The organism is Psychrobacter faecalis (genome assembly GCF_016107575.1).
In the GTDB taxonomy this organism is placed as follows: domain Bacteria; phylum Pseudomonadota; class Gammaproteobacteria; order Pseudomonadales; family Moraxellaceae; genus Psychrobacter; species Psychrobacter faecalis.
Genome location: NZ_JABAST010000030.1, coordinates 12,130 through 36,741, shown reverse-complemented (window position 1 = coordinate 36,741; position 24,612 = coordinate 12,130). Strand labels below are relative to the sequence as shown.

Here is a 24,612-nt window from a genome sequence, read left to right as displayed (position 1 = left end):
GTCTGTTTTAAGGCTGAGCGACAATAGCTGACGCCTGATATCCACGCCCTAGAAGAGACATGGTTTTACGGCGCTTTTTGATAAAAAGTCAAATTGGTTATTTTAAGCGATAAGCCAGTATAAGACTTACTTCTAAATCGCTCATAACTTTAATAATACATTGAAACAGCACAATTGTAATAGGCTATTGCATTAATATTTCAGTTATAACGCTCAGTTATGCTCTAAAAGCATGTTCAATACTGACGACTTTATTACTACCCTTTGGATCATACGTATGAATACTCGCGCCGCCTCTTTGTTAAAGATTACGCTTGGTACCTCTTTATTATTATCTTTGCCTATAATGGGAGTCGCCGCCAACACGATGCCACAAAAGTGGAAACTGGACGTGCCTAAGACCAGCGCTGATTTTGAGGTCAAGTATTTAGGCAAGGCGACCACTGACGGTAAGTTTCGTAAAGTAAATGGCGCGATCAATTATGACGTCAAAAAGCCTGAGAGTACGACCATTAATTTTACCGTGCATACCGATAGCATCGATACCGAGCGCAAGCTACGTGACTCTTTTTTGCGCCGTAAAGAGCTGCTCAATACGCAGCAATATCCGACGATGACGTTTGTCTCAAAAAAGATCAAGATGATTACGCCGAAAGAAGCCAATGTCACGGGCGACTTTACCGCTTTAGGTCAAACCAAACCGTTAACGGTAAGAGTGACTTTATCTGATGTAGAGATTGACCCCGCCACCTCTCAACCGACGTTAAAGTTTCGCGCGACAGGTATGGTCGATCGCTATAGCTATGGAGTGACAGCTTTCCCGAAACTGATTAGCAATATCATTCCGCTTGAAATATCAGGGAAGCTGATTGCAGCTAATTGATTAAGTGACAAAAAACCCAACTTAGAATTTCTAAGTTGGGTAGATAACATTATAGATTTTCAAGACGTTCTTTACAGAAACGCTTAATTATTTAAAAATATTATGACCTAAAAATCACTCGAAAATAGATTAAATATTATAAACATATTTTCTAACGTTTTTAGTACTGCCATATTTGCTCTTCTGCTATACCAGTCTTATCTATTTTATTTCTTCTCTTCTGAATTTTAGTATCTATTTTTTCCTGCTTTTTCATTGCCTTTTGGTTGATATCGTCTATCATTGCTTGAATCTTCTTATCAACTTTGGCCTGTTCTTTTTGATGATGCTTATCTAGCTCTTTTTGACGCACCTTGTCTATTAATCAACGTGCCAGTACAAAACAGGTACACGTCCTTAAGCTCGCTTTAAATTAGCAAAATAGATATAACACTAACCACGGTCAACTAAAAAAACACATTAAGCTTGGTTATAGGGCGGCTGGTCGAACTTTGCGTTACCATTTAACGACTCATGGTGCATTAAGTCTCGACACTAACCTACCCAGCAATCTATTTACAGGGCTTTTTATAATATTTCAAAACCAAAAGTTAATCACAAAAAAAAGAGCCACCATATTTTTCTAGTAGCTCTTTCTTGTTTAAACGCTAACTAAGTTAGGTTTATTAAACCAAACTATTCACCGCATCAACCACCGCTTCCGTAGTAATACCAAACTCTTGATATAGCTCCTCAGCTGGCGCGGATTCACCATAAGTCGTCATACCAATGACTTTGCCATCTAGACCGACAAACTTATACCAGTAATCGACGTGTGCTGCTTCTACCGCTACGCGGGCGCGGATATTAGCTGGCAATACCGCTTCACGGTAGCTAGCATCTTGCTCTACAAAAATCTCGGCACATGGCATAGAGACGACACGGACGCCAACGCCATTTGCGCTCAATGTTGCGTGCGCTTGCATAGCAAGACCAACTTCTGAACCTGTCGCGATGATAATCGCTTGTAGCTCACCTTCCTCTTTCGCTAACACATAGCCACCTTTAGCGATGTTAGCGACTTGCTCACTATCACGTGCTTGATGTGGCAAGCTTTGACGGCTAAAGATCAATGCTGATGGATTGTTTTCGGACTTAATCGCTTCAACCCAAGCGCTAGCAGATTCGGTCGCATCACACGGACGCCATGTGCGTAGATTTGGTGTGGTACGTAAGCTCGTTAATTGCTCAACTGGCTGATGCGTCGGGCCATCTTCACCCAGACCGATAGAGTCATGAGTATAAACATGAATCACTCGCTGCTTCATGAGTGCGCCCATACGTACCGCATTACGCGCGTATTCCATAAACATCAGGAAGGTTGCCACGTAAGGGATAAAGCCGCCATGCAACGCGATACCATTGGCAATCGCGGTCATACCAAACTCGCGCACGCCATAATAGATATAGTTGCCGTCAGCGTCTTTTTCGATGCCTTTCGCACCTTTAAATAGCGTAAGGTTTGAACCTGCCAGATCCGCTGAACCGCCCAACAATTCTGGTAGTAACGGCTGTAAGGTATTGATCGCATTTTGACTGGCTTTACGACTGGCAACATCACCGCCCTGCTCTTGCGTTTGCTGAATATAGGCTTGTGCTTGGCTTTCAAAATCCGCTGGCAATTCACCGTTTAAGCGGCGTAGTAGCTCGCTTGCCAATTCTGGATAGGCTTTTTTATAGGCTTCAAAGTCCGCATCCCAGTTCTTTTGCTGTACGTCGCCTTTAGCTTTAGCATCCCATGCTTCATAGATTTCGTCATCTAATTCAAACGGCGCATGAGTCCATGCTAAAGCGTCACGGGTCAAGACGATTTCATCATCACCAAGCGGCGCACCATGACTAGCTGCTAAGCCTTGCTTGTTCGGGCTACCCGCACCAATCGTCGTTTTACAAATAATTAAGCTTGGCTTAGCGGTCTCAGCAATGGCTTGCTCAGTGGCTTTGGTAATCTCATCGGTATCGTGACCATCGACTTTGATGACCTGCCAGCCATAGGCCTCAAAGCGCACTTGCGTATCATCAGTGAACCAGCCTTCGACATCGCCATCGATTGAGATGCCATTATCATCATAGAAAAAGACCAATTTGCCCAAACCTAACGTGCCAGCCAATGAGCAAACTTCATGGCTGATACCTTCCATCAAGCAGCCATCGCCTAAGAACGCATAAGTATGATGGTCAACGATGTTATGGCCGTCACGGTTGAACTGCGCCGCTAGTGTCTTCTCTGCAATCGCAAAACCAACGGCATTGGCAATACCCTGACCTAGTGGACCCGTTGTGGTTTCAATCCCTGGCGTATAGCCAAGTTCAGGATGGCCTGGAGTTTTTGAATGCAGCTGACGAAAGCCTTTTAAATCATCAACGCTGACGTCATAGCCTGATAAATGCAGCAAGGAATAAATGAGCATCGAGCCATGACCGTTTGATAGTACAAAGCGATCGCGGTTGTGCCATTGCGGGTCAGCAGGATTGTGCTTTAAAAATTTGCGCCACAATACTTCGGCAATATCAGCCATGCCCATCGGCGCGCCTGGGTGTCCAGAATTGGCTTTTTGAACCGCGTCGAACGACAGTACACGGATGGCATTGGCAAGTTTGCGTTCATTAATTGGGGTCGGCATAGAGTGTCCTAATATTCGAATGAAAAGTATGGAGCATAAGAGAAAGGGTTACTCAGAGGGCAATCCATCAGAAATACGACAAAAATACAATGGATGTCATCAAAAGATAGACTATAAAATCACATGCAATATTAACATATTTGCCATCTGGCAATCTAAAAATGCGCTGACAGAAGCGTTTGTATTTAACAATCATTCGTATCAGTTTTATTAAACCAATACGTATGAAAAAACCGCGAGTCAGCAACCAACCCGCAGTTTAGATAAAAAACTAAATCATTAAGCTAAAATGGTTTCAACTCCGCCCATGAACGGACGCAATGCTTCAGGAATGGTGATACTACCATCAGCATTTTGATGATTTTCCATCACTGCCAATAACGTACGACCGACTGCCAAACCTGAACCATTTAGCGTATGCGCTAGGCTGGTTTGCTTGCCATCTTTAACGCGCGTGCCCATACGGCGAGCTTGGAAGTCGCCACAGTTTGAGCAGCTTGAGATTTCACGATAAGTATCTTGGCTTGGCAACCACACTTCGATGTCATAAGTTTTTTGAGCGGCAAAGCCCATATCGCCAGTACATAGTTTGACCACACGGTACGGCAGATTCAACTGCTGCAAAATGTACTCAGCTTGTGCCGTCATTGCCTCAAGTAAGTCATCTGATTGCTCAGCGGTAGCGATATTGACCATCTCAACTTTTTCAAACTGATGCTGACGGATTAGACCACGGGTATCGCGACCATGCGAGCCCGCTTCACTACGGAAACATGGCGTATGGGCGGTAAATTTTAACGGCAGCTCTTTGATATCCAAACGCTCACCGCGTACCAAGTTGGTCATGGGCACTTCGGCCGTTGGAATCAGATAAAAATCTGTACCTTCGTTATTGGTATGATTGGTCAATTTAAACAAATCATCTTCAAACTTCGGCAATTGACCCGTACCTTTTAAACTCTCAGCGTTCACAATATAAGGCACGTAGGTTTCAGTATAGCCGTACTTGATGGTATGGGTATTGAGCATAAACTGAATCAAGGCACGATGCAGTTGCGCAAGCTGACCTTTTAAGACGTTAAAACGGCTACCAGTCAGCTTTGCAGCGGCTTCGAAATCAAGCATACCTAGCGTCTCACCGATATGAGTATGGTCTTGAATCTCAAAATCAAACGCGCGCGGCGTTCCCCATTTGCGCACTTCGACGTTATCGTCTTCTGATGTCCCGACTGGCACATCGGCGGCTGGGATATTTGGGATTTGCATGGCCGCTTGGCTAATACGCTCTTGCAAGGTACGCAGCTCATCTTCAGCTGTCTTAATCTCACCGCTGACACTTTGCATCTCAGCCAACAGTTCGCTGGCATCTGCGCCCGATTTTTTTAGCGCACCCACTTGCTTAGCACCGGCATTACGACGCGATTGCAGCTCTTCGGTTTTGACTTGCAAAGACTTACGTTCGTTTTCGATACTTTGCCAAAACGCCATATCAAGCGCATAACCACGCGTGGCCAGCTGCTGTTGTAAATCCGTTAAATCACCGCGTAAGAGTTTTGGGTCAATCATAATAGTTGCCTGTAGCGCCAAAAGTGAGTAAGAAATAAAAAGGGAAAATAGTAGCCAAGTATAGTGCTTAGATATCACTAGCCATAAATGAGATAAAACAAAAAATAGCGCGCAAAGCCTTATAAAACCACTATAAAGCTTTGCCATAAGGCCACGTCAATCTGAATAATAAATAATAGTCACTATCATACCAATACCGAGCAGATTTGACCATGTTTTGGCTATATTTTGCCACAGTCTAGCACTTTCTTTGCACAAGCTTTATGGGTTAAATAACAAATAATAAAAGTCACGCCATGCTCTTATACATCAAGTTCTCTCATTGACCTTAGTATAAATAAGGATGCTATCTGAAAAATAACCGAACTATTGGTCGACAGACCCGCTTATATGTTTCATTTAAGAGCAGTTTTCGGTAAGATAAGCGCATATCTTTATTCTACTTTCCGCCAAGCATCGCTAAGTATGGCATCGCAGCCTCGCTTTGGCGCTTTTCATCCCACGCTTTTAAAATACGTATCTGAGAAACCTTTATGGCCCTGTACCCCTACACGCTTCAACCTGTCGCCTTAAACCTAACCGAGGCCGAATTTCATCAAGCCCAATATGAGCTATTTGCCAGTGCCAGCCCGTCGTTTGGTCTGTCGAGTATTAAGATGAAAGAGTGGATTATTATGGCAGTCGTCGTCATATTAGCCATCGCGGGCTTGGTTTTTTTAACTGGTTATTCGACCATTATCTTTTGGCTTATGCTAGCGGCGGTGGTCATTTATCTATTGGTACGTACCCTTGGCTTTAAATGGTATGTCAAAAAAGAGTTTGAAAAACAAGTTGCTGACCAAGAAATGCCTGATGAGATGCGTCAGATGAAATTGGGCGTGCAAAAGCATGGTTTAGTCATGGCAATGCCAGTCAATCAGCCTGATATGTTTAATAGCAATCAGATGCGCGGTATGCAGATGCGTGCTGGTAGCACTCAGCAAGCGGTTATTCCTTGGAGCGCCGTCAAAAGCTGGGATGAAACCGATGACTACATCTTCATGATGTTTGAGCTAAAAGGTCAACAGGGCAGCCAAATCATTCCTAAGCGTTTACAAGCGCAAAAATTCCCAATCGATACCGTACGTCAGCACCTACAAGAAGTCATTGCCGTTAAAGGCTTAAACCCTGAAAACTTACAGCCACCTGCAAAACTATAAAAGTGACTTTTAAATTAAGAAGTGGCTTTTAGAGTGCTGTGGTTAGTCGTTTTTTATAATTCAGCATTAAACTTGTATAGGTGTTGGCTTTATAAAATAGTATGAATAGCGTGGATATTGTGACTTTATAATTCTATCAAATCAATCACAGACTTAGATTAATTGAATTTAACTTATCATAGTATCTTTGCTATTATAATAAGCATAAACAGACAAGGTATAGATACCTAAAAACCTGTAGAAGATATATAACGAGCATAGCAATGCAGGATAGGACTTGCTACACTCTTAGACTTCTACATTTGCCTTAGATGATTAAGTCTAAGTTTATAAAAACAACCAATCTCTTAAATCAACACTCAAACTATAAGGATAATATTATGAGTAATACTAATAATGCAACCAACCAAATCGGTCTAGAAAAAGCAGATATGAGCGAAGTGATTGATAAGTTAAACGACTTATTATCAAGCTATCATATGTTTTATATCAACGTACGTGGTTATCACTGGAACGTAAAAGGTGAGCATTTCTTCACCTTGCACCCACAGTTCGAAGAGCTATATACCAATTTGCAAGTAGAAATTGATGAAATCGCTGAGCGTATCTTAACCTTGGGTGGCACGCCACTGCATGCTTATAGCGACTTTAGTCAACATACCAACATTCAAGAAGATAAAAACGTTAAAGACGGTAATGCTTGTGTGCAAGGTGTGGTGACTGGCCTACAAGCGCTAATTGAAGAGCAACGCGAAGTGTCAGCATTGGCAGAACGAGCTGAAGACCAAGGTACAGCCGATTTAGTTGATGAGTATGTACAACAACAAGAAAAGCTGGTTTGGATGTATAACGCTTTTTTGGCTAAATAACGGCTAAACAGATAAATACATAAAACCATTTATCACTCAATTCGTTTATTAACTGAATAGATAGTAAGTAAGGAAAAAGCACCTAATTTAGGTGCTTTTTTTGTGTTCGCTTTGCTAAAAATCGATAAACGTTAAGCTCTTTCAATAGCTGAACCTATTCTACTTCTGAATCCACTGACGTATTTTTTCACGCTCGGCTGGCGTTGCTTGTAACCAAAGTTGCATAAACTGATCTAAAGTACTGGTAGAGGCAGCAGCGCTTGTCGTTTGCCGAACTGTGGTCACAGCACCTGTATTGACAGTGCTGGCAGTAGGTTGACCTAACGCAGCAATGGCACGTTGGTTTTGTAGCTCAGCATCATTTGCGCCGCCAAATACACCACCCAATGTTTTACCCAAACCTGATAGCAAACCACCTTGGCTGCCTTCCAAAGCTTGCTGACTGGCAACTACTGTATTATTCTGTTGCACCGCTAGGGTTGGACGCTTGGCATACTCTCTTGCTGCTTCATATTTTTCTGGCTGATTTGGCATAACGAGACGATAGGTCTGATTATCTTTTAATTCAGCCGTCACACTCACATTACCCGAGCGCAAATAATCGTGCTCATCACGGCGCAAGTTATATAAGCGATCATATTTAGCGGTAATCGCATGCTGACCAGGCTCTAAGGTAAACGACTTCGTCAGCGGCTGAAACGGGCTTTGCTGGATTTCTTGCCCATTGATAGCGGTCACTTTGATATGGTCATCAACAAGCAGAGTCACTGCCGCGTGCGATAACATAGATACTGAACCAGCAGCAATCAATAAGGAGCCAACAGTCAGTTTTTTTAGCAAAGAAGCGTTTGGTTTCATAAGTTATTCCAAGGATAGTAAAGTAGCGGTATAAAGGGCGTGTCTATGAACATTAAAAACTAATTATTAAAAGCTAAAGGTCAAAAAACGAAAGGTTAAAAGTCGAGCGGCATGGTATGTTGATCTTGATTAGCGACCTCATTGTCACCTTGCGTTTCTTGGGCGATATCAGCAAGCTCGGCGGCGAGCGTCTGCTCATCAATCGTGCGCAGCGCATCGCTAATGACCGCTTTGGATATATTACTACGACCAAGGTTAGAAAACATCGGCTGAATGTAATTTAGGACGTCCATCATAGCGCCGATACGATGCGGCCCTTCGGTGAGTAAATGATTGATAATACGCTCATCAAACTGCCAACCGCGGCGGCGTAAGATAGATTGTAGCAAAGCTTGACGGTCTGCCAAATCATGACCAGTTGGCACTTTAAAGCTTGGTGACTGCGCCAAACGGGTGAGGAGATCTGTTAACTGAAACGGTAATTCGGTCGCAGGTTTGTTGGAGGCAAAAATCAGCTGCCGTTGTCCTTCTCGGCTACGATTAATTAGGTGAAATAAGGCTTCTTGCCATTGGCTGCTTTGCTCAAGCACTTCTAAATCATCAATCGCAATCAAGGAAAAATTTTCTAAAGAAGATAGAACATTGACATCGGTATGAATCAGCTCATTTAATGACAGACAAATCGCGGATTTGTCCATCTCGATAAACGACTCACAGATGGCGGATAATAAGTGCGACTTGCCCGTCTCTGGGCTGCCAAATAGGTACAGCTGACCTATCAGGCCGACATGTAGCTGCCGCACTGCATCGATAATAGACATCCAACCTGGACCGGCAAAGTCGCTGAGACTCGCATCATGCTTAATGTCCAGATTGAGACTTAGCTGTGCTTCTGCCATGAATCATCAACTCGGTTTGCGTAGCGCAATCACTAAAAAGGCTAAACGACTAATATTCTGTAAACTGGCTTTGCTAACTTTCACATTTAGCAAAGCCAACCTAATAACGGTAAATACCGTTAATACTGCGCCTATATATAACATATTTGCAAAATGACTGACAAGTCTTTTACCCATTAAGCCCAATCTATCATTATTCATAGACTGTCTGGGCGATTTATTTTTCTTCAAATAACGCCAATTGTTTACGGCCTTTATAAAAGTCAGTCGATTGATAATAGGCGTATAAATGACGGAATAAGACATTAAGCACAGCGGACACCGGTAGCGCAATCAGCATACCGACGAAACCTAATAAGCTTGCCCCTGCCAATACGGCAAAAATAACCCATAACGGCGATAAACCGATTTTGTCGCCCAACAATAACGGTTGTAAAATATAACCCTCTGCCGCTTGTCCGACCAAAAACGCGCCAACCACTAAGGCTAGATAAGTCCAGTCTAAACCAAATTGGAATAAAGAGGCGATAATCGCGGCGATAAAGCCGATACCAAAGCCTAAATACGGTACGAAGCTTGCGATACCAGCCACCATACCAATAATCAAACCAAGCTCAAGCCCAATAAGCTGGAGCTGTACAGCATAAATGACGCCTAATAATACCATGACCAATAATTGACCTTTAATAAATGCCATTAAGGCTTGATCGCATTCTTTAGCAATGGAAACCACCTTTTTGCAATAAGGCGCCGGAATTGCCATTTTCCAAGTATGCAGACGCTGATCCCAATTAAATAGGAAATAAAAGGTTAAAATCGGCACCAGTACAATCAAGCCAGCATTATTAATAAAATTCATACTAGAGACCAAAATTTGGCTCATCATGCTGCTGGCATCAGCGAATTTATAATTGGTCTGCATATAATCAACCAAAGTATCAGAGAAACCTTTGCTTTCTAATTCTGGCAGACGAATACGGCTGTTATTGATAAACCACTCACGTACAACTTGGTTATACCAATTTAATACTTTGGGTAGATATTCCCATGCCGCTTGCAGTTGATGCCATAAGGTCGGTATTAACCACCAAAGCAGCAGCACCATGCCAAGCGTAATCGTCGAATAAACGATGATAATGGCTATACAACGCTTGATATATTTTGATAAACGCTTAACCAGTGGATTAAATAAATAAGCCAGTACAAAAGCCACGACAAACGGCACGATAACCGGCATCATCAAATACAATAAGAATACCGCTATAACAATCGCAACGACGATAAATAAGCGCCGAAAAAAGGGATCTATTGGTTGGTTTATCATTAAGGGTAACCCTACGATTAAGTCTATGTAAAATTCTGGCATCTAATGGTTTGTTCACTGAAATATGTCTTCAGCGGCTTTATATTTGTCATGGTCATTAGCAGCGTCATCGTCGTAGGTTTTGCCAACGACTTTGGCGTTCTATTATCGCAGAGTCGAACAAAAAATCAGTCATTTTTTGTTTCTTAATTTTTTATTGCACCTAAGACAGCTTTATTAGCTCTCTTCTGCAAATATCCGCCAAATATTGGCAAGTTGCTTTGCGGCTAAGGGTCATTTTTGGGTATAATGCGCGCACTATCTGCAAAATTAACACGACCGATCCGCTTTTCTACTGACAGACTTTCATTCCTTATAAATTTGTGAGATGACCATGAGTAACAAGCCTTCTTTAAGCTACAAAGATGCTGGCGTTGATATTGACGCCGGCGATGCGTTGGTGCAACGTATTAAATCAGTGGCAAAAGCCACCTCTCGCCCTGAGGTTGTGGGCGGACTTGGCGGTTTTGGGGCGCTTTGTCGTATTCCGACTGGTTATACTTCACCGTTGTTGGTTTCGGGCACTGACGGTGTCGGTACCAAGCTCAAATTGGCATTACAATTAAACCGTCATGACACCATCGGTATCGACTTGGTCGCTATGTGCGTCAATGATTTATTGGTTTGCGGTGCTGAGCCGTTATTTTTCCTAGATTATTATGCAACGGGCAAGCTTGATGTCGATGTCGCGGCAACTGTTGTCACGGGGATCGGCGAAGGCTGTAAATTATCAAATTGCGCGCTTATCGGCGGCGAAACCGCTGAGATGCCGGGCATGTATCAAGACGACGATTATGACCTAGCAGGTTTCTGCGTCGGCGTAGTCGAAGAAGCGGAAGTTATCACTGGTGAAAACGTCGGCGAGGGCGATGTATTGATTGCCATTGCTTCAAGCGGCGCGCATTCTAATGGCTACTCATTGGTACGTAAAGTCATCGAAGTCAGCGGCGTTGATGTCACGACAAGCGATGAGCAATTAGATGGTCAGCCTATTCAGGATGCACTGATGGCGCCGACACGTATTTATGTTAAAGCCATTAAAGCCTTGCAAGATAGCCTTGGTAGCTCAGCCTTACATGCGATGTCGCATATCACTGGTGGCGGCTTAACCGATAATCTGCCACGTGTACTACCAGATAATTTAGCCGCTAGTATTGATACGAGCAGCTGGCAGTTCTCAGAGCTATTCACGTGGCTACAAACCCAAGGCAATATCGAGCAAAGCGAGATGTACCGCACCTTTAACTGCGGCGTCGGTTTTGTCATCGTTGTACCTAAAGACAAAGCTGAGACGGCTATTAAAACCTTAAATGAGGCGGGCGAAAAAGCTTGGAAATTGGGTGAAATGGTTAGCCGTGAAGCGGACGCCGTGGTGTACCGTTAATGCCAGACGACAATTTAAAAAGCATGGCAAAGCAACCCGCTAAGCCGTTACGCGTCGCTGTTTTGGTATCGGGTAGCGGTAGCAACCTGCAAGTGTTGATCAATGCCACGCAAGCTGGCGCGCTACCGATTGAAATTATTGGCGTCATTAGCAACCGTGAAGATGCTTATGCCATTACACGTGCCAATGACGCTGCTATTCCAGTCGCCGTCTTATCTCACGTTGCTAGCGGCAAACGCATGGGTATCAAAACCTTTGAAACCCATGCTAATGCTCAATTAACCACTTGGCAGCCTGATGTGATTGTGCTTGCAGGATTTATGCGCGTGTTAAGCGCCTCATTTATCGATAATGCGCCTGCGCCAATGATTAACCTGCACCCTGCTCTGCTGCCTGCTTATAAGGGCCTAGATACCCATCAGCGCGCGATACAAGCGGGTGAACGCCATCATGGCTGTAGTATTCATGTGGTCACCGCCGAGCTTGATGCCGGCGCTGTTTTGACCCAAGCGCTGCTTGAAGTCAATTACAAAGACACTGCGGATAGCCTGCAAGCACGCGTACAAAAAGCGGAGCATCAACTCTTACCGTGGACCCTATTACTGATTGCTAAGGGCATTATTGACTTAGATCATCCGCCTGAGGATACTAAATCATCTTATCTACCGGCTTTACCGTTAAAGCTATGGTTAGATTATTAAGCTTTTTTAATAAACTAAAAAGCAGAATCCATAACGGGTTCTGCTTTTTTATGCTTAATTCAAAGATAATATATAGCAAAAAAACACCTCGTTACCTAATAACGAGGCATTTCAAATGATAAATCTAAAGCAGTTCAATCATTAAGCTGGTTTTTTATTAACGACATGTACTGCTTTAATATTTACAAACTCTTTAATACCAAAGCCACCATGTTCACGGCCATAGCCTGAATCCTTCACGCCACCAAATGGCAGACCTGGATTGACCAAATTATAGCCATTGATATAAACCATCCCCGTATCGAAATGCTGCTGGGCTAAATGAATCGCTTTCTCTTCATCTTTTGAGAAGATAGCACCGCCGAGACCATAGCGACTATCATTGGCAATACGGAAAGCATCGTCTTGGTCTTTGGCACGAATAAGCGCGGCAACAGGACCAAATAATTCATCTTTATAAGCTGGTTGATCTGGTTTGATGTTTTCCAAAATCGTTGGTGGGTAAAATGCGCCTGGCTTATCAGGTACTTCGCCGCCGATCGTAATGGTCGCGCCTTTACTGACACTTTCTTGTACTTGCTTGTGCAAAGTATCGCGTTGTTTGCTACTCGACATCGGGCCTACGTCCGTCGACTTTTCCATTGGATCGCCAACTTTATAGCTGTTGAATTTTTCGATCACCAAATCTCGGAATTTATCATACACGCTATCGACGACGACAAAACGTTTGGCGGCAATACAGGTTTCGCCATTATTATATAAACGTGCATGGGCGCAAGTTGCTGCTGCTAGATCTAAGTCGGCATCCTCTAACACAATAAATGCATCATTCGAGCCAAGTTCCATAACCGTCTTTTTCAGTACTTTTGCGGCTTGCTGCGCCACTACTCGGCCAGCGACATCACTACCAGTTAAGGTAACACCGCGTACTTTTTCGTGCTCGATCACTTTTTCAGATTGATCATGATCGATAATCAAGGCACGGAATAAGCCTTCTGGTAAGTCAGATTCTTGCATGATTTTTTCAATCAATTGACCTGAGCCAGTCACGTTGGATGCGTGCTTAAGCAGGATACTGTTACCGGCCATCAAGTTAGCAATGGTATAGCGGAATACTTGGTAAGCTGGGAAGTTCCACGGCTGGATACCATAAATAATACCGATAGGGTCATAGCTGATTAGGCCTTTTTTAATGCCTTCGATATCGCGTTCATCGTCAGCTAAAGCAGCAACGCCTTCACCCGCGGTAAAATCACAAATCGCTTTACATAAATCTACTTCAGCTAAGCTTGCCTCTAAGGTCTTACCACGCTCTTCAGTCATTAGCTTCGCAAGCTCGTCCTTATACTTCATTAGCGTCTCGCCAATCGAGTTAATGACTTTGGCGCGCTCATCGGCACTAACCAAACGCCATTTTGAAAACGCTGCGTGCGAGGCATCGATGATTTTGTTCACTTCATCATCGCTCATATAAGTGTAATTTTTAATGTCTTTGCCCGTTGCTGGGTTTACAGTGGTAATATCTGCCATGATAATTGTCCTTATTTATTTGCTTATTATGTAATGGATACTTATTAAACGAGCCATGCTGACTAAGAAATACTCTATCGTTAAGTGTGCCGATATTATCGAATTACTTAACAATGCTCGCTTTAGTTTTCTTTTTTCTTAATGTCCATTTAGCATAACAAAATGCACCAGCGGTAGTTTTACAAGTTATGAAGAAGTGTGCGTAAGATGTTAATAGTGTGACGCCATTATAAAAACTGACTTTATTTTAAGAAATTAAATTTAAAGAACCTTTTGATTCAAAGAGCTTCTTAATTTAAAAACCTTAATATAAAAATGGAGGCAATAAAAAAACCAGCCCATGATACATGTGCTGGTTTTTTAAAAGTTTTGCTAAAACAAATGGTTAATAACGGGAATTTCTGGCGGCGGATTCTCTTCTTCGGCGACTACTTGCCGTGCTACATGCATAATTAGTTGACGTAACCAACGATGCGCTGGGTGATGCTGTAACAGTGGTGACCACGCCATCGTCAGCTCAAACTCAGGAATAAAGAACGGTGGCTCTTCCATAATGATGCTGTCATTATTGGCCTGCATTCTCGCCACCCGCGTCGGCAAAGTCGCAATCAAGTCTTTATTGGCGGCAAGCATCGCTGGCATTTGATAGTGACGGGTAAAGACGCTGATTTGACGCTTTTGTCCTAGACGTTGCAATGCCTGATCGATAGAACCAAGCCCGCCCGATTTTTCTGGATTAACCCCAAAGCCAACGCCCATACCTGTTTTGGACACCCAAACATGCTGCGCTTTTAGATAGTTTTTTAAGTTAAAACGATTGGCATACGGCCCTTCAGCGGATAACAAACAGCTAAATGTATCGCGCCAAACCAATACTTGGTGGAAACTTTGCGGAATCTCATTAAAACGGTTAATCGCTAAATCTACGCGCCCTTGCTCCATATCGCGATAAGATACGTCAGATGGCGTCAAGAAATCCAAAATCACATTTGGCGCTTCAGAACGTAGCGCTTTGACCAGTTTTGGCACCAAAGTCGCCTCAGCATAATCTGAGGTCATGATACGAAAAACCCGCGAGGTACTATAAGGACGAAACTCAGTACGCGGCTCAAGCACTTGCGTCAAATCTGCTAATATCTCACGAATACGTGGCTGCAGCTCAAGCGCGCGCTCGGTCGGCGTCATACCTTCCGATGAGCGCACCAATAACGGGTCATTAAACAACTTACGTAGGCGCCGCAAAATATTACTCATCGCCGGCTGGGTAATGCCGAGCTGCTCAGCTGCACGTGTGACATTTTTTTCACGCAGTAGTACATCTAAATGTACCAACAAATTCAAATCAACCCGCTGCAAATTCATATCTATTTCTCTTTACCGTAGAATAAATGCCACCACAAGCTTAAAAAAGCGCGGCATCTTCCATTCTATTATTTTACAAAATTGTTTTGCGACTGCTTAAATCAAGCGTTTTTCTATCTAAATAATTTTAATATACGCTTATTATACCCCAGTTTACCCTGCTCAAGCCATTGTTATATCTATACTATAACCAAATGAAATACCCAAGATAATAATCATAAACTAGATAAATCAGGGTAACCTAGCTATAGTGCTTAGCAAGCGCTGATAAGTCATTTTCAAATCTTATGCCATCAGCACGGCTTTTAACGAATCAATGATGCCTGCTATTTTATCGCATTTTTATACTAAAAAATGGACAGAAAACTTATTACGTAAGCCCTATTATGCAAGCCGTTTTTTTATAAATTTGGCGTTTTGCTCGCGGCAGTTTTTAAGGTTGAATTGATGCTATGTACGCTTTAGGGTAATAAGTGGTTTAACTGGCAAGCACATCTTAACTAAAACAGCATCAATTAAATATAAAAAATAAAAGCTGACCAATAAGACAGGTTTTATTTGCTTTTATAATCATTTTCTTATAGTTTAGTAAAGATTGCTCAGGCAAAAGGTTTATATCCCAAACTTTACTTTTGCCAGTGTAGTTCTATCCAAGAATCATTATTTTATCGGCAACACTTATCTGCATATTTTTACTTAAGTAATTTACATCCCCTTTAATCCCCACCCCACCAAGGAGACTATAGATGTCAACTGCATATAAATCAGCGATTGATCTAGTACGTGAACTAAAGCAAAAGCACGGTAACTGGCAGAATATCAGCGAGACTGATGCCGCACGTATGATGATGCAAAACCGTTTCAAAACTGGTTTAGATATCGCCAAGTATACTGCAAAAATCATGCGTCAAGACATGGAAGATTATGACAATGATACGTCTCAGTACACGCAATCTCTAGGTGCATGGCATGGTTTTGTTGCTCAGCAAACCATGTATGCTAAGAAAAAATACTTTGGTACTACCGCTAAAACGTACATCTACCTATCAGGTTGGATGGTTGCTGCCCTGCGTTCTGAGTTTGGTCCACTACCTGACCAATCTATGCACGAAAAAACGTCTGTGCCTAAACTAATCGAAGAAATCTACACCTTCTTACGTCAAGCTGATGCTAAAGTACTAAACGACTACTTCCGTGAGCTAAACGCTGCAGAAGAAGCGGGTCAAGACACTTCAGCTATCCTAGAAAAAATCGAAAACTTCGATTCGCATGTTGTGCCAATCATTGCTGATATCGATGCAGGTTTCGGTAACGAAGAAGCGACTTACTTGCTAACTAAGCAAATGATCGAAGCGGGTGCTTGTGCTATCCAAGTTGAAAACCAAGTATCTGACGCAAAACAGTGTGGTCACCAAGCGGGTAAAGTAACCGTACCGCATGAAGACTACATCGCAAAAATCAATGCGATTCGTTATGCATTCCTAGAATTGGGCGTTGAAGACGGTGTTATCGTTGCTCGTACTGATAGTGAGGGCGCATCACTCACGCAAAAAATCCCAGTATCAAATGAGCCAGGCGACCTTGCTTCTCAATATATCGACTTCCTAGAAATGGAAGAAGTAACCATCGAAGAAGCAAAAGAAAATGACAGCCTTCTTAAGCACAACGGCAAATTGGTTCGTCCTAAGCGTCTAGCTAACGGTCTATATCAGTTCCGCGAAGAAACCAACATCGACCGCGTCGTACTTGACTGTGTAACCGCTCTAGAAAACGGTGCTGATCTACTATGGATCGAAACACCTACTCCAGACGTAGAACACATCAAAATGATGGTTGACCGTATTAAAGAAGAGCAGCCAAAAGCGAAGCTTGTATACAACAACAGCCCATCGTTCAACTGGACGCTAAACTTCCGTAAGCAAGTTATCGCTCAGTGGGAAGAAGAAGGCAAAGACGTATCAAGCTACAACAAAGACAACTTGATGAGTGCTGATTACGACGGTACTGAGCTTGATGAAGCTGCTGACATCGCTGCGAAGAACTTCCAACGTGACGCATCACGCGAAGCGGGTGTCTTCCATCACCTAATCACGCTACCGACTTACCACACAACTGCACTTAGCGTTCATGAACTTGCTAAAGGCTACTTCGGTGAAGAAGGTATGCTTGCTTATGCAGCTGGCGTCCAACGTAAAGAAATCCGTGAAGGCATCGCTTGTGTTAAACACCAAGCAATGGCGGGTTCTGACCTTGGCGATGATCACAAAGAAATCTTCTCAGGTGAAAACGCCCTTAAAGCTGGTGGTGGCAAAAACACCATGAACCAGTTCTAATGTCCGATTACTTATAAGTACATTTTATAAGTAGCCGATATAAAAAAGCCGTCCTACTTAGTAGGGCGGTTTTTTTATGGACTTTAGAAAATTTCCCTGTATACAAACGATAACGTTATTAAAAAACGATTTAATTAATAGCCATTAAATTTTTTTAACAGCTATTTAGTATCCGCTAATTAGCCAAAGTAAAACTTTTACTTGTCATTGTTCGATAGCTTTCATACGATGGTAATTACTTAACAGGTATTACCAATCATTCATAACTATAATCGGGAGCCATCATGCAAGAGATTGAGCTAAAGTTTTTGGTACCAGAGTCGCGACTAAAAGGTTTGATGCGCCAAGCGAATATTAAATCCTCACAGCTCACGCAGCTGGCCGCGCATTATTATGACACTCCCGATCAGCAGCTCGCTAAAGCGGGTATTGGCTTACGTATTCGTCAGGAAGGCGATGCGTGGGTGCAGACCATCAAAGCAGGTGGCGACGGTATTGCAGCGCGTTTAGAGCACAATGCGGTACTAGATAACAAACAAGTCCAAGCCATGTTGGACACCAATACCCTTATGCCTGATTTGAACATTTATCAAGACTCTCCCATTGCCTCTGCTCTAGAACCATTTAAATTAACGAAACTGGCTAAAACGCTCACCCGATTATATGTTACCGATGTCAAGCGTATAACGCGATTGCTCACAGATAATAGTGATAAGGACAGCAGCAATCAGATTGAAATGGCATATGACTGCGGAGCAATTATTCACGGTAACGATGATACTCAGCGCGATAGCATTCAAGAAATCGAGTTTGAGCTGATATCAGGCGATGTAGATTTTTTATTTACGACTGCCAAAAACTGGTGCCAGCGCCATAAACTCTGCTTGTCGACAGTGACCAAAGCCGAGCGCGGAGGTTTGTTAATTACGGGGCAACAACATAGCCGAGCGGTTAGCGCCAATCTTAGCGATCTAACTGACGATAAAGACAGCAGCAGGCCGGCATTTATACGGGCAGTCGTACATAATTGCCTATTGCAAATATTACCCAATAGTAGCGCCATTGTCGCAGGCAGTACGGACAATGAGCATGTTTTACAATTGCATAACGGCATTCAGCGCTTACTTACCGCGCTTAAGCTATTTAAAGGCTTCTCTGATGAGCTCAATCCTGATTGGGCAATCATCCTTAAACAAACGGCGACTTTACTGGCTGATTATCGCAAGTTTGCTTATCTTGCCAGTCATATCGAGCCCTATTTACAAGCGCATGAGGCACCAAGTGTTGATTGGTCGGCAGAAATTGAAGCGGCGAAAATCACTCCTATCGATGCGGTACGTGCCAATGATTTGCAACTGACGTTGCTTGAGCTAATAGCCTTTACCATGAGTGACCCCAACCTTGAACCACAGGCAGATAAACGCGCCGCTCATAAGCTTAGAAAAATATTGGACAAACGCGATAAAAAATTGCTGAAAGCTGAGAGGAAACTCGATGAAGCTATGAATGCTAAAGCGGATAGCACAGATTTAGATAGTGCGAGTTTAGAAGGCGTTAACTTAAAAGGCGTTAATTTAGAAAGTAGAGAGCCGCAAAGTCTGCAGGCGCAGGATATAGACTTGCCAGCCAAGGACGAAAAACAAGCCCAGTATAAACTGTACCGTCAGCTTGAAAAAATGCGCTATGTTAGTGAATTTGCAGCGCCTCTAATTGACAATGAAAATCTCAAAAATAAAAAGCTTAGCACTAAAAAGTCTGAAAAGAAAAGTAAGCGCTTCCTAAAGCGTCTCGTAAAAGCACAGCAAGCGCTTAGGCAACAACTTGATACCAATTATTATCAGCAGTGCTATCAATATAAAGCGAGCACAGACTCCGATGCCTTGTACGGCGCAGGCTGGTTAAACGCCTCTTTAATAGATGCACAGAAAAAGACCAAAAAGCGCTTAGCTAAGCTTAAATCTGCAGATAAGTTTTGGTAATAATACTGAGACTAGTTTTTTAACATCATATGTTATTTATATTTGACTTTTACATAATTCAAAAAAAAGACAGCTACTATCAAGTACGCTGTTTTTTTTAAACGCGATATTTTGAAGTAAATATCAATGAGCAACAATGGTCACGGCTACACCCTCGATAACTTGCTCATATAACTCCAAAATATCTTCATTGCACATCCGTATACAGCCGTGCGAGAGCGGTACGCCCATTGGTTCGCTGTCTGGTGTGCCGTGAATATAAATATAACGCTGATAGGTATCGCAGCCGCCGTGAGCATTGCTGCCTTTATTCAGTCCCTCTTCAAGACCGCTCAGCCATAAAATACGGCTTAATATCCAATCGCGTTCAGGATGCAGTTTACCAAGCTCTGCACTATAGACCTCGCCTGTCGGTTTGCGTCCCACAAACACCGCGTTCATGGGTTCACTGCCGCCGATTTTTGCCGCGATAACGTGCTTACCAAGGGGTGTGCAGCCGCTATCTTGCTGGCTGCCAATGCCGTTTTTAGCGGTCGATACCGTATATTGAGTCATTTGTTTATTGTGCTTATATAGCGTTAACGTTTGCTGAGCAATGTTAATAACCAGTCGCACATCAGATTTTTCGTTAAAATTTTCTTTAAATTCTTCATTATTTGTCATAAGGTTTTCCAGCGCTCATAAATCTACAGTAGTTATTATCGACTGCGTTGAGAATAAATGGCGAGCAAAATGTTTGCGTTTTTCTATTATTAAGGGATTGTATCAAGGCTTTTGGCACCGTAATATAGGGGCACACTTTTTGATGCTAGCAGATTATGACGACTATTTCACCGACACGTGTGTCGATGTATGATTTTCTCTATCAAGATACCAAGCCGATGGTGTCATTATTGGCAGACGCCGCTAAGCTGTCATTACCGCAAGCGCGTTTGGCGATGGATGCGAGTTTGCAAGCGATTATCAGCGCCTTACTTGCTTATCAGCAGCATAACGATGGCCAAGCAGTGAGTAAAAAACTGTTTACTCGTACCGCCGTCAAAGAACTACGCCGATATAATTCAATGAATTTTTCGACCATCAATGCGACTTTATATTATCGCCAAGAGGTGGCCGATGCGATTTTTCATGAGAATGCGCGCGTGATTAAAGCCAGCGATTACATTGCTGAGCAGATTGACGCAACATCACCGCAAGTGCAAATACTACTCACCTCTTTATGCGTGATTGTCTTACGTGAACTGGCGATTTTAGCAGAATATAGCCAGCTTGATAATGAGGAGCTGGACAAATGGTTCGCCTTGCAGCCGCAGTTTTTATCCGTCGAGCGTTTTGTGGCCAATAAGCCAACGTCTGCCAAACTGGCTGAATCTAATGAAAATGAAGCAACAACCACTTCTACAGAAGCTGCTTTACAACCTGACTTAAAGACAGAAGTAAAAAACACCACAGAACGCACTTTATTAAGCACAGCGCAGCTCGCTGATACCCCGCCCGCTTTTGATCCTTATTGGCACGAGTTGACGACATTTAAACCTGAAAACCATGAGCCTGTCCAAGACATGCAGCTAGCGACGGGCAATTATTTAAAGGTCATTGGGCGCTCACCTGCGAATGCTCAGCAAGGCAAACATAATGACTTATTGGTGTTTGCCGAAATGTCGGCCATAAGCTTGCCACACCAGCGTTGGCTGTTGCAACTGGCGAAAATTTCAGAAATATATTTGCAGCGTAACCGCCTACGCATCACCTCGGAGCCTGCCAGCGCACCCAAACCGCCTTTGGTAAGCTTAGGTCTAATTGGCGGCAATAACGACAATACGCCGACCACCACCAGCGAAAAGCCGATTGAATACGACGCGCCTATACCGCTTTGGAAAAATCCGGTTATCCTAATCATTATTGCGGTTATTGGCGTACTTGGCGGGCTAGCAGCGCTCAAATATCAAAGCCAAAAATCTGACGGTATCAAATTGGCCACAGAAGAAGTCATCGAGCAAGATCTTATCAAGGAGCGTCAACAGCAAGATGTGGCAATTGTTATGATGGAAGACGATGAAGATGGTGCTAAAGAAACCAAAGAAGCGGCTCAATAAGAATAATTCATAGATAAATTTTGAAGTAGACGAAAATAGTCGAACAACCCTTGAAAAAACAAAAAAAAGGCGCTAACTTATTAGCGCCTTTTTTTATTCATACTTTATTTAGAACAATCTAAAAAGATATGCTTACTTCGATAAATCACGACCACGGCTAGCTTCAATCGCCAAACGTAGACCATTTAAACGGATGAAACCTTCGGCATCTTTTTGATCATAAGCACCGGCATCATCTTCAAAAGTGGCGATTTTTTCATCAAACAATGAATCATCTGACTTACGGCCGACGACGCTAACCGCACCTTTGTATAATTTGACGCGTACGGTACCGTTGACATATTCTTGTGATTTGTCAATCAAGGCTTGTAACATCATACGCTCAGGGCTAAACCAATAGCCGTTATAGATAGTTTTAGCGTAACGTGGCATCAGCTCATCTTTTAAATGCGCCGCTTCACGGTCAAGGGTTAATGATTCGATACCGCGGTGGGCTTTTAACATAATGGTACCGGCTGGGGTTTCATAGCAGCCGCGTGATTTCATACCGACATAACGGTTTTCGACGATATCCAAACGGCCAATACCGTGCTTACCGCCAATCTCATTCAGCTTAATCATTACTTCATAAGGCTTAAGCGCTTCGCCATCGATGGCAACGATATCACCTTGTTTGTATTCTAATTCTAGATATTGCGCTTCGTCAGGTGCTTCTTCTGGACTGACTGACCAGCGCCACATATCGTCTTCTGCTTCGGCGTATGGGTCTTCTAAGATGCCGCCTTCATAAGAGATATGCAGTAAGTTGGCATCCATTGAGTACGGAGATTTTTTCTTATTGCCGGCATAATCGATAGCAATATTATGTTCTTCGGCATATTTCATCAAGCTTTCACGGCTTGATAAATCCCACTCACGCCACGGCGCAATGGTGACCACGTCAGGTGATAAAGCAACGGCACCAAGCTCAAAACGTACTTGGTCATTACCTTTACCAGTCGCACCATGACTGATAGCATCAGCGTTATGCTCTTTAGCAATTTCAACCAAACGCTTGGCAATCAAAGGACGCGCGATAGAAGTCCCGAGCAGATACTCGCCTTCGTAAATGGCATTGGCGCGGAACATCGGGAACACATAATCGCGGGCAAACTCTTCACGTAAGTCTTCGATATGGATATGCTTGATACCCATCGCTTCAGCTTTGGCACGCGCCGGCTCAACTTCTTCACCTTGACCGATGTCAGCGGTGAACGTAATCACTTCTGCATCATAGGTTTCTTGTAGCCATCTGGCGATGATTGAGGTGTCAAGACCGCCGGAATAGGCCAAGACGATTTTATTAATATTTTTTGGATCAAGCTGAGCCATGAATAACTCCTAATATAAGAATTTATTATCGAATACATTTAATGAGAAATAAAAATGCGCAGGATAGGATGAAATAAATAAAAAATAGATTGCCTGCTCAGTGTACATCATATTTACGAGCGGCAAAAGTATCAGCGCCATTCGGTGCTAGGTTTTCACCGAAAATTAGCATGAATGCATACATAGGCGCTGGTTACTTATCAACGAAATCATAACGCTTTTATGTACAGATATTTCGCCGCATATTTAGTCAAGTAGGCAAATCTGTTATGATAGCAGCTCAGCTAGACTCCCTTTTACTGCCGTATAAAGATATAGAGCGCGAAGATACTATGACCGATTCGATTAGAGAATTAACCCTGCTGCAGCCAGATGATTGGCATATTCATTTGCGCGATGATAAAGCGTTGGCGACTACCGTTCCGCACGCCGCCCAAAGCTTTAACCGCGTTATCTGTATGCCAAACTTGGTACCGCCTGTTAAAAATATCGATGCGGCGCAAGCCTACCGTGAGCGCATCCTGCAGCATTTAGCAGCAAGCGATTTGAGTGCGGAGCGTAAAGCAGCTTTTGACCCACGCATGACCTTGTATCTTACTGATAACACCACCGCTCAGGATATCGAAATGGCGGCAAAATCAGGTATCGTGCAAGCGGTCAAACTCTACCCTGCTGGCGCAACGACCAACTCTGCCGACGGTGTCACCGATATTAATGCCTGCGTCGATGTTTTTGAAGCCTTAGAAAAATACAATCTACCACTACTGTTACATGGTGAAGTCACGCATGACCATGTCGATATCTTTGACCGTGAAAAGCGCTTTTTAGACGAAGTATTGGCGCAAATCATCGTCAAATTTCCGACGATGAAAATTGTGCTAGAGCATATCACCACCAGTGATGCCGCCGATTTTGTTTTAGAGCAAGGCAATCAAGTAGCTGCGACCATTACGCCGCAGCACTTAATGTTTAATCGCAATCATTTATTGGTCGGTGGTATCAAGCCGCACTTTTACTGCCTGCCTATTTTGAAGCGTGAAAGCCATCAAAAAGTATTGTTGGATGTCGCCACCAGTGGCAATCCAAAATTCTTTTTAGGCACAGATTCGGCGCCGCATGCAACAAACGCAAAAGAATCGGCTTGCGGCTGTGCCGGCTGCTATAGCGCTGCTAATGCCTTGCCGCTATACGCCACTGCTTTTGATAGCGTAGGTAAAATCGATAAACTAGAAGGATTTGCCAGCCGCTTTGGCGCCCAGTTCTATGGTTTGCCATTAAATGGCAGCACCATCAAATTGATAAACACGCCGATGCAAGTACCGACCAATTACCCTTATTTTGATGGCGCGTCGTTAACGCCCCTATTGGCTGGTGAGACGTTACCTTGGTCTATTAAAGCTTAACAGCAGTGACATAACGCTATTTGCCTGCATTTATTTCTATCCTATGCTAGGTCTGCACTTTTTCTAAAACGCCAATTCGCTTAGCAAAAGTAAACCTCCTATCATGGGATATGTGTTTTTTATTTAATTCAATACCACAGCACGACTGATAAA

19 protein-coding genes are annotated in these 24,612 nt (G+C 43.2%); 9 read left to right on the top strand and 10 right to left on the bottom strand.

Annotated elements, in window-relative coordinates; all coding sequences use genetic code 11:
• The first annotated feature begins 277 nt into the window (after positions 1 to 277).
• Positions 278 to 883, top strand: a complete 606-nt coding sequence (locus JFC07_RS09755; protein WP_198328946.1) for a YceI family protein — start codon at positions 278 to 280, stop codon at positions 881 to 883.
• A gap of 160 nt (positions 884 to 1,043) precedes the next feature.
• On the opposite strand, the gene JFC07_RS09750 is transcribed toward JFC07_RS09755, so the two are convergent.
• From JFC07_RS09750 to serS, 3 genes are all read right to left on the bottom strand, one after another.
• Positions 1,044 to 1,235 carry a hypothetical protein gene (locus tag JFC07_RS09750; RefSeq protein ID WP_198328945.1) on the bottom strand — a complete coding sequence of 64 codons (192 nt, stop codon included), beginning with the start codon at positions 1,233 to 1,235 and terminating at the stop codon, positions 1,044 to 1,046.
• Between the two features lie 313 nt (positions 1,236 to 1,548).
• On the bottom strand, positions 1,549 to 3,546 hold the full coding sequence (gene tkt / locus JFC07_RS09745) for a transketolase (protein ID WP_198328944.1): 1,998 nt from the start codon (positions 3,544 to 3,546) through the stop codon (positions 1,549 to 1,551).
• A 279-nt stretch (positions 3,547 to 3,825) separates the two neighbouring features.
• The gene (serS, locus tag JFC07_RS09740; protein ID WP_193032155.1) at positions 3,826 to 5,112 is read right to left on the bottom strand and encodes a serine--tRNA ligase; all 1,287 of its coding nucleotides are present in this window, start codon (positions 5,110 to 5,112) and stop codon (positions 3,826 to 3,828) included.
• 533 nt (positions 5,113 to 5,645) lie between these two features.
• Here serS and JFC07_RS09735 point away from each other — a divergent pair.
• Together JFC07_RS09735 and JFC07_RS09730 are read left to right on the top strand one after the other, a co-directional pair.
• Positions 5,646 to 6,311 (top strand): YcxB family protein, encoded by a 666-nt coding sequence (locus JFC07_RS09735; protein ID WP_068407072.1) that lies wholly within the window; start codon positions 5,646 to 5,648, stop codon positions 6,309 to 6,311.
• Positions 6,312 to 6,691: 380 nt separating this feature from the next.
• Positions 6,692 to 7,180, top strand: a complete 489-nt coding sequence (locus tag JFC07_RS09730; RefSeq protein ID WP_102077250.1) for a Dps family protein — start codon at positions 6,692 to 6,694, stop codon at positions 7,178 to 7,180.
• Positions 7,181 to 7,339: 159 nt separating this feature from the next.
• On the opposite strand, the gene JFC07_RS09725 is transcribed toward JFC07_RS09730, so the two are convergent.
• The 3 genes from JFC07_RS09725 to JFC07_RS09715 all read right to left on the bottom strand — a co-directional run bounded on the left by JFC07_RS09725 (position 7,340) and on the right by JFC07_RS09715 (position 10,261).
• Entirely contained in the window at positions 7,340 to 8,038 is a 699-nt protein-coding gene (locus JFC07_RS09725; RefSeq protein WP_198328943.1) for a DUF2057 family protein, read from the bottom strand.
• Positions 8,039 to 8,133: 95 nt separating this feature from the next.
• A complete protein-coding gene (gene hda, locus JFC07_RS09720) occupies positions 8,134 to 8,937 on the bottom strand; it encodes a DnaA regulatory inactivator Hda (protein ID WP_068407080.1) in 804 nt (267 codons plus the stop codon).
• 217 nt (positions 8,938 to 9,154) lie between these two features.
• Positions 9,155 to 10,261: an AI-2E family transporter gene (locus JFC07_RS09715; RefSeq protein ID WP_198328942.1), complete on the bottom strand. Its 1,107-nt coding sequence runs from the start codon at positions 10,259 to 10,261 to the stop codon at positions 9,155 to 9,157.
• 373 nt (positions 10,262 to 10,634) lie between these two features.
• Between JFC07_RS09715 and purM the strand changes: the two genes are divergently transcribed.
• Entirely contained in the window at positions 10,635 to 11,684 is a 1,050-nt protein-coding gene (purM, locus tag JFC07_RS09710) for a phosphoribosylformylglycinamidine cyclo-ligase (protein WP_198328941.1), read from the top strand.
• A 23-nt stretch (positions 11,685 to 11,707) separates the two neighbouring features.
• Positions 11,708 to 12,385 (top strand): phosphoribosylglycinamide formyltransferase, encoded by a 678-nt coding sequence (gene purN, locus JFC07_RS09705; protein ID WP_198328940.1) that lies wholly within the window; start codon positions 11,708 to 11,710, stop codon positions 12,383 to 12,385.
• Positions 12,386 to 12,526: 141 nt separating this feature from the next.
• Here the strand turns inward: purN and JFC07_RS09700 are convergent, their stop codons facing one another.
• Together JFC07_RS09700 and JFC07_RS09695 are read right to left on the bottom strand one after the other, a co-directional pair.
• A complete protein-coding gene (locus tag JFC07_RS09700; protein WP_198328939.1) occupies positions 12,527 to 13,915 on the bottom strand; it encodes an NAD-dependent succinate-semialdehyde dehydrogenase in 1,389 nt (462 codons plus the stop codon).
• Between the two features lie 372 nt (positions 13,916 to 14,287).
• Positions 14,288 to 15,277, bottom strand: coding sequence for a LysR family transcriptional regulator (locus JFC07_RS09695; protein WP_068407091.1), 990 nt, complete (start codon positions 15,275 to 15,277; stop codon positions 14,288 to 14,290).
• 746 nt (positions 15,278 to 16,023) lie between these two features.
• Between JFC07_RS09695 and JFC07_RS09690 the strand changes: the two genes are divergently transcribed.
• Both JFC07_RS09690 and JFC07_RS09685 read left to right on the top strand, forming a co-directional pair.
• Positions 16,024 to 17,610, top strand: a complete 1,587-nt coding sequence (locus JFC07_RS09690; RefSeq protein ID WP_068407094.1) for an isocitrate lyase — start codon at positions 16,024 to 16,026, stop codon at positions 17,608 to 17,610.
• Positions 17,611 to 17,894: 284 nt separating this feature from the next.
• Complete coding sequence (locus JFC07_RS09685) at positions 17,895 to 19,589, top strand: CYTH and CHAD domain-containing protein (protein WP_198328938.1); 1,695 nt, start codon at positions 17,895 to 17,897, stop codon at positions 19,587 to 19,589.
• A 123-nt stretch (positions 19,590 to 19,712) separates the two neighbouring features.
• Here JFC07_RS09685 and JFC07_RS09680 read toward each other — a convergent pair whose 3' ends face one another.
• Entirely contained in the window at positions 19,713 to 20,252 is a 540-nt protein-coding gene (locus tag JFC07_RS09680; RefSeq protein ID WP_198328937.1) for a L,D-transpeptidase, read from the bottom strand.
• A 155-nt stretch (positions 20,253 to 20,407) separates the two neighbouring features.
• On the opposite strand from JFC07_RS09680, the gene JFC07_RS09675 reads away from it, so the two are divergent.
• The gene (locus JFC07_RS09675; protein WP_193032166.1) at positions 20,408 to 21,685 is read left to right on the top strand and encodes a hypothetical protein; all 1,278 of its coding nucleotides are present in this window, start codon (positions 20,408 to 20,410) and stop codon (positions 21,683 to 21,685) included.
• A gap of 132 nt (positions 21,686 to 21,817) precedes the next feature.
• On the opposite strand, the gene JFC07_RS09670 is transcribed toward JFC07_RS09675, so the two are convergent.
• A complete protein-coding gene (locus JFC07_RS09670; RefSeq protein WP_198328936.1) occupies positions 21,818 to 23,056 on the bottom strand; it encodes an argininosuccinate synthase in 1,239 nt (412 codons plus the stop codon).
• A 332-nt stretch (positions 23,057 to 23,388) separates the two neighbouring features.
• Between JFC07_RS09670 and pyrC the strand changes: the two genes are divergently transcribed.
• On the top strand, positions 23,389 to 24,459 hold the full coding sequence (pyrC, locus tag JFC07_RS09665; RefSeq protein ID WP_193032168.1) for a dihydroorotase: 1,071 nt from the start codon (positions 23,389 to 23,391) through the stop codon (positions 24,457 to 24,459).
• Positions 24,460 to 24,612: the final 153 nt, after the last annotated feature.

What these genes read in the sequence shown, in the direction of transcription:
- hda (WP_068407080.1), bottom strand. Translation starts at nt 8,937, where the DNA reads ATGGCAGAAGCACAGCTAAGTCTCAATCTGGACATTAAGCATGATGCG.
- serS (WP_193032155.1), bottom strand. Translation starts at nt 5,112, where the DNA reads ATGATTGACCCAAAACTCTTACGCGGTGATTTAACGGATTTACAACAG.
- JFC07_RS09675 (WP_193032166.1), top strand. Translation starts at nt 20,408, where the DNA reads ATGACGACTATTTCACCGACACGTGTGTCGATGTATGATTTTCTCTAT.
- tkt (WP_198328944.1), bottom strand. Translation starts at nt 3,546, where the DNA reads ATGCCGACCCCAATTAATGAACGCAAACTTGCCAATGCCATCCGTGTA.
- JFC07_RS09685 (WP_198328938.1), top strand. Translation starts at nt 17,895, where the DNA reads ATGCAAGAGATTGAGCTAAAGTTTTTGGTACCAGAGTCGCGACTAAAA.
- JFC07_RS09730 (WP_102077250.1), top strand. Translation starts at nt 6,692, where the DNA reads ATGAGTAATACTAATAATGCAACCAACCAAATCGGTCTAGAAAAAGCA.
- JFC07_RS09680 (WP_198328937.1), bottom strand. Translation starts at nt 20,252, where the DNA reads ATGACAAATAATGAAGAATTTAAAGAAAATTTTAACGAAAAATCTGAT.
- JFC07_RS09755 (WP_198328946.1), top strand. Translation starts at nt 278, where the DNA reads ATGAATACTCGCGCCGCCTCTTTGTTAAAGATTACGCTTGGTACCTCT.
- JFC07_RS09690 (WP_068407094.1), top strand. Translation starts at nt 16,024, where the DNA reads ATGTCAACTGCATATAAATCAGCGATTGATCTAGTACGTGAACTAAAG.
- JFC07_RS09715 (WP_198328942.1), bottom strand. Translation starts at nt 10,261, where the DNA reads ATGATAAACCAACCAATAGATCCCTTTTTTCGGCGCTTATTTATCGTC.
- JFC07_RS09725 (WP_198328943.1), bottom strand. Translation starts at nt 8,038, where the DNA reads ATGAAACCAAACGCTTCTTTGCTAAAAAAACTGACTGTTGGCTCCTTA.
- JFC07_RS09695 (WP_068407091.1), bottom strand. Translation starts at nt 15,277, where the DNA reads ATGAATTTGCAGCGGGTTGATTTGAATTTGTTGGTACATTTAGATGTA.
- pyrC (WP_193032168.1), top strand. Translation starts at nt 23,389, where the DNA reads ATGACCGATTCGATTAGAGAATTAACCCTGCTGCAGCCAGATGATTGG.
- purM (WP_198328941.1), top strand. Translation starts at nt 10,635, where the DNA reads ATGAGTAACAAGCCTTCTTTAAGCTACAAAGATGCTGGCGTTGATATT.
- JFC07_RS09735 (WP_068407072.1), top strand. Translation starts at nt 5,646, where the DNA reads ATGGCCCTGTACCCCTACACGCTTCAACCTGTCGCCTTAAACCTAACC.
- JFC07_RS09700 (WP_198328939.1), bottom strand. Translation starts at nt 13,915, where the DNA reads ATGGCAGATATTACCACTGTAAACCCAGCAACGGGCAAAGACATTAAA.
- purN (WP_198328940.1), top strand. Translation starts at nt 11,708, where the DNA reads ATGGCAAAGCAACCCGCTAAGCCGTTACGCGTCGCTGTTTTGGTATCG.
- JFC07_RS09670 (WP_198328936.1), bottom strand. Translation starts at nt 23,056, where the DNA reads ATGGCTCAGCTTGATCCAAAAAATATTAATAAAATCGTCTTGGCCTAT.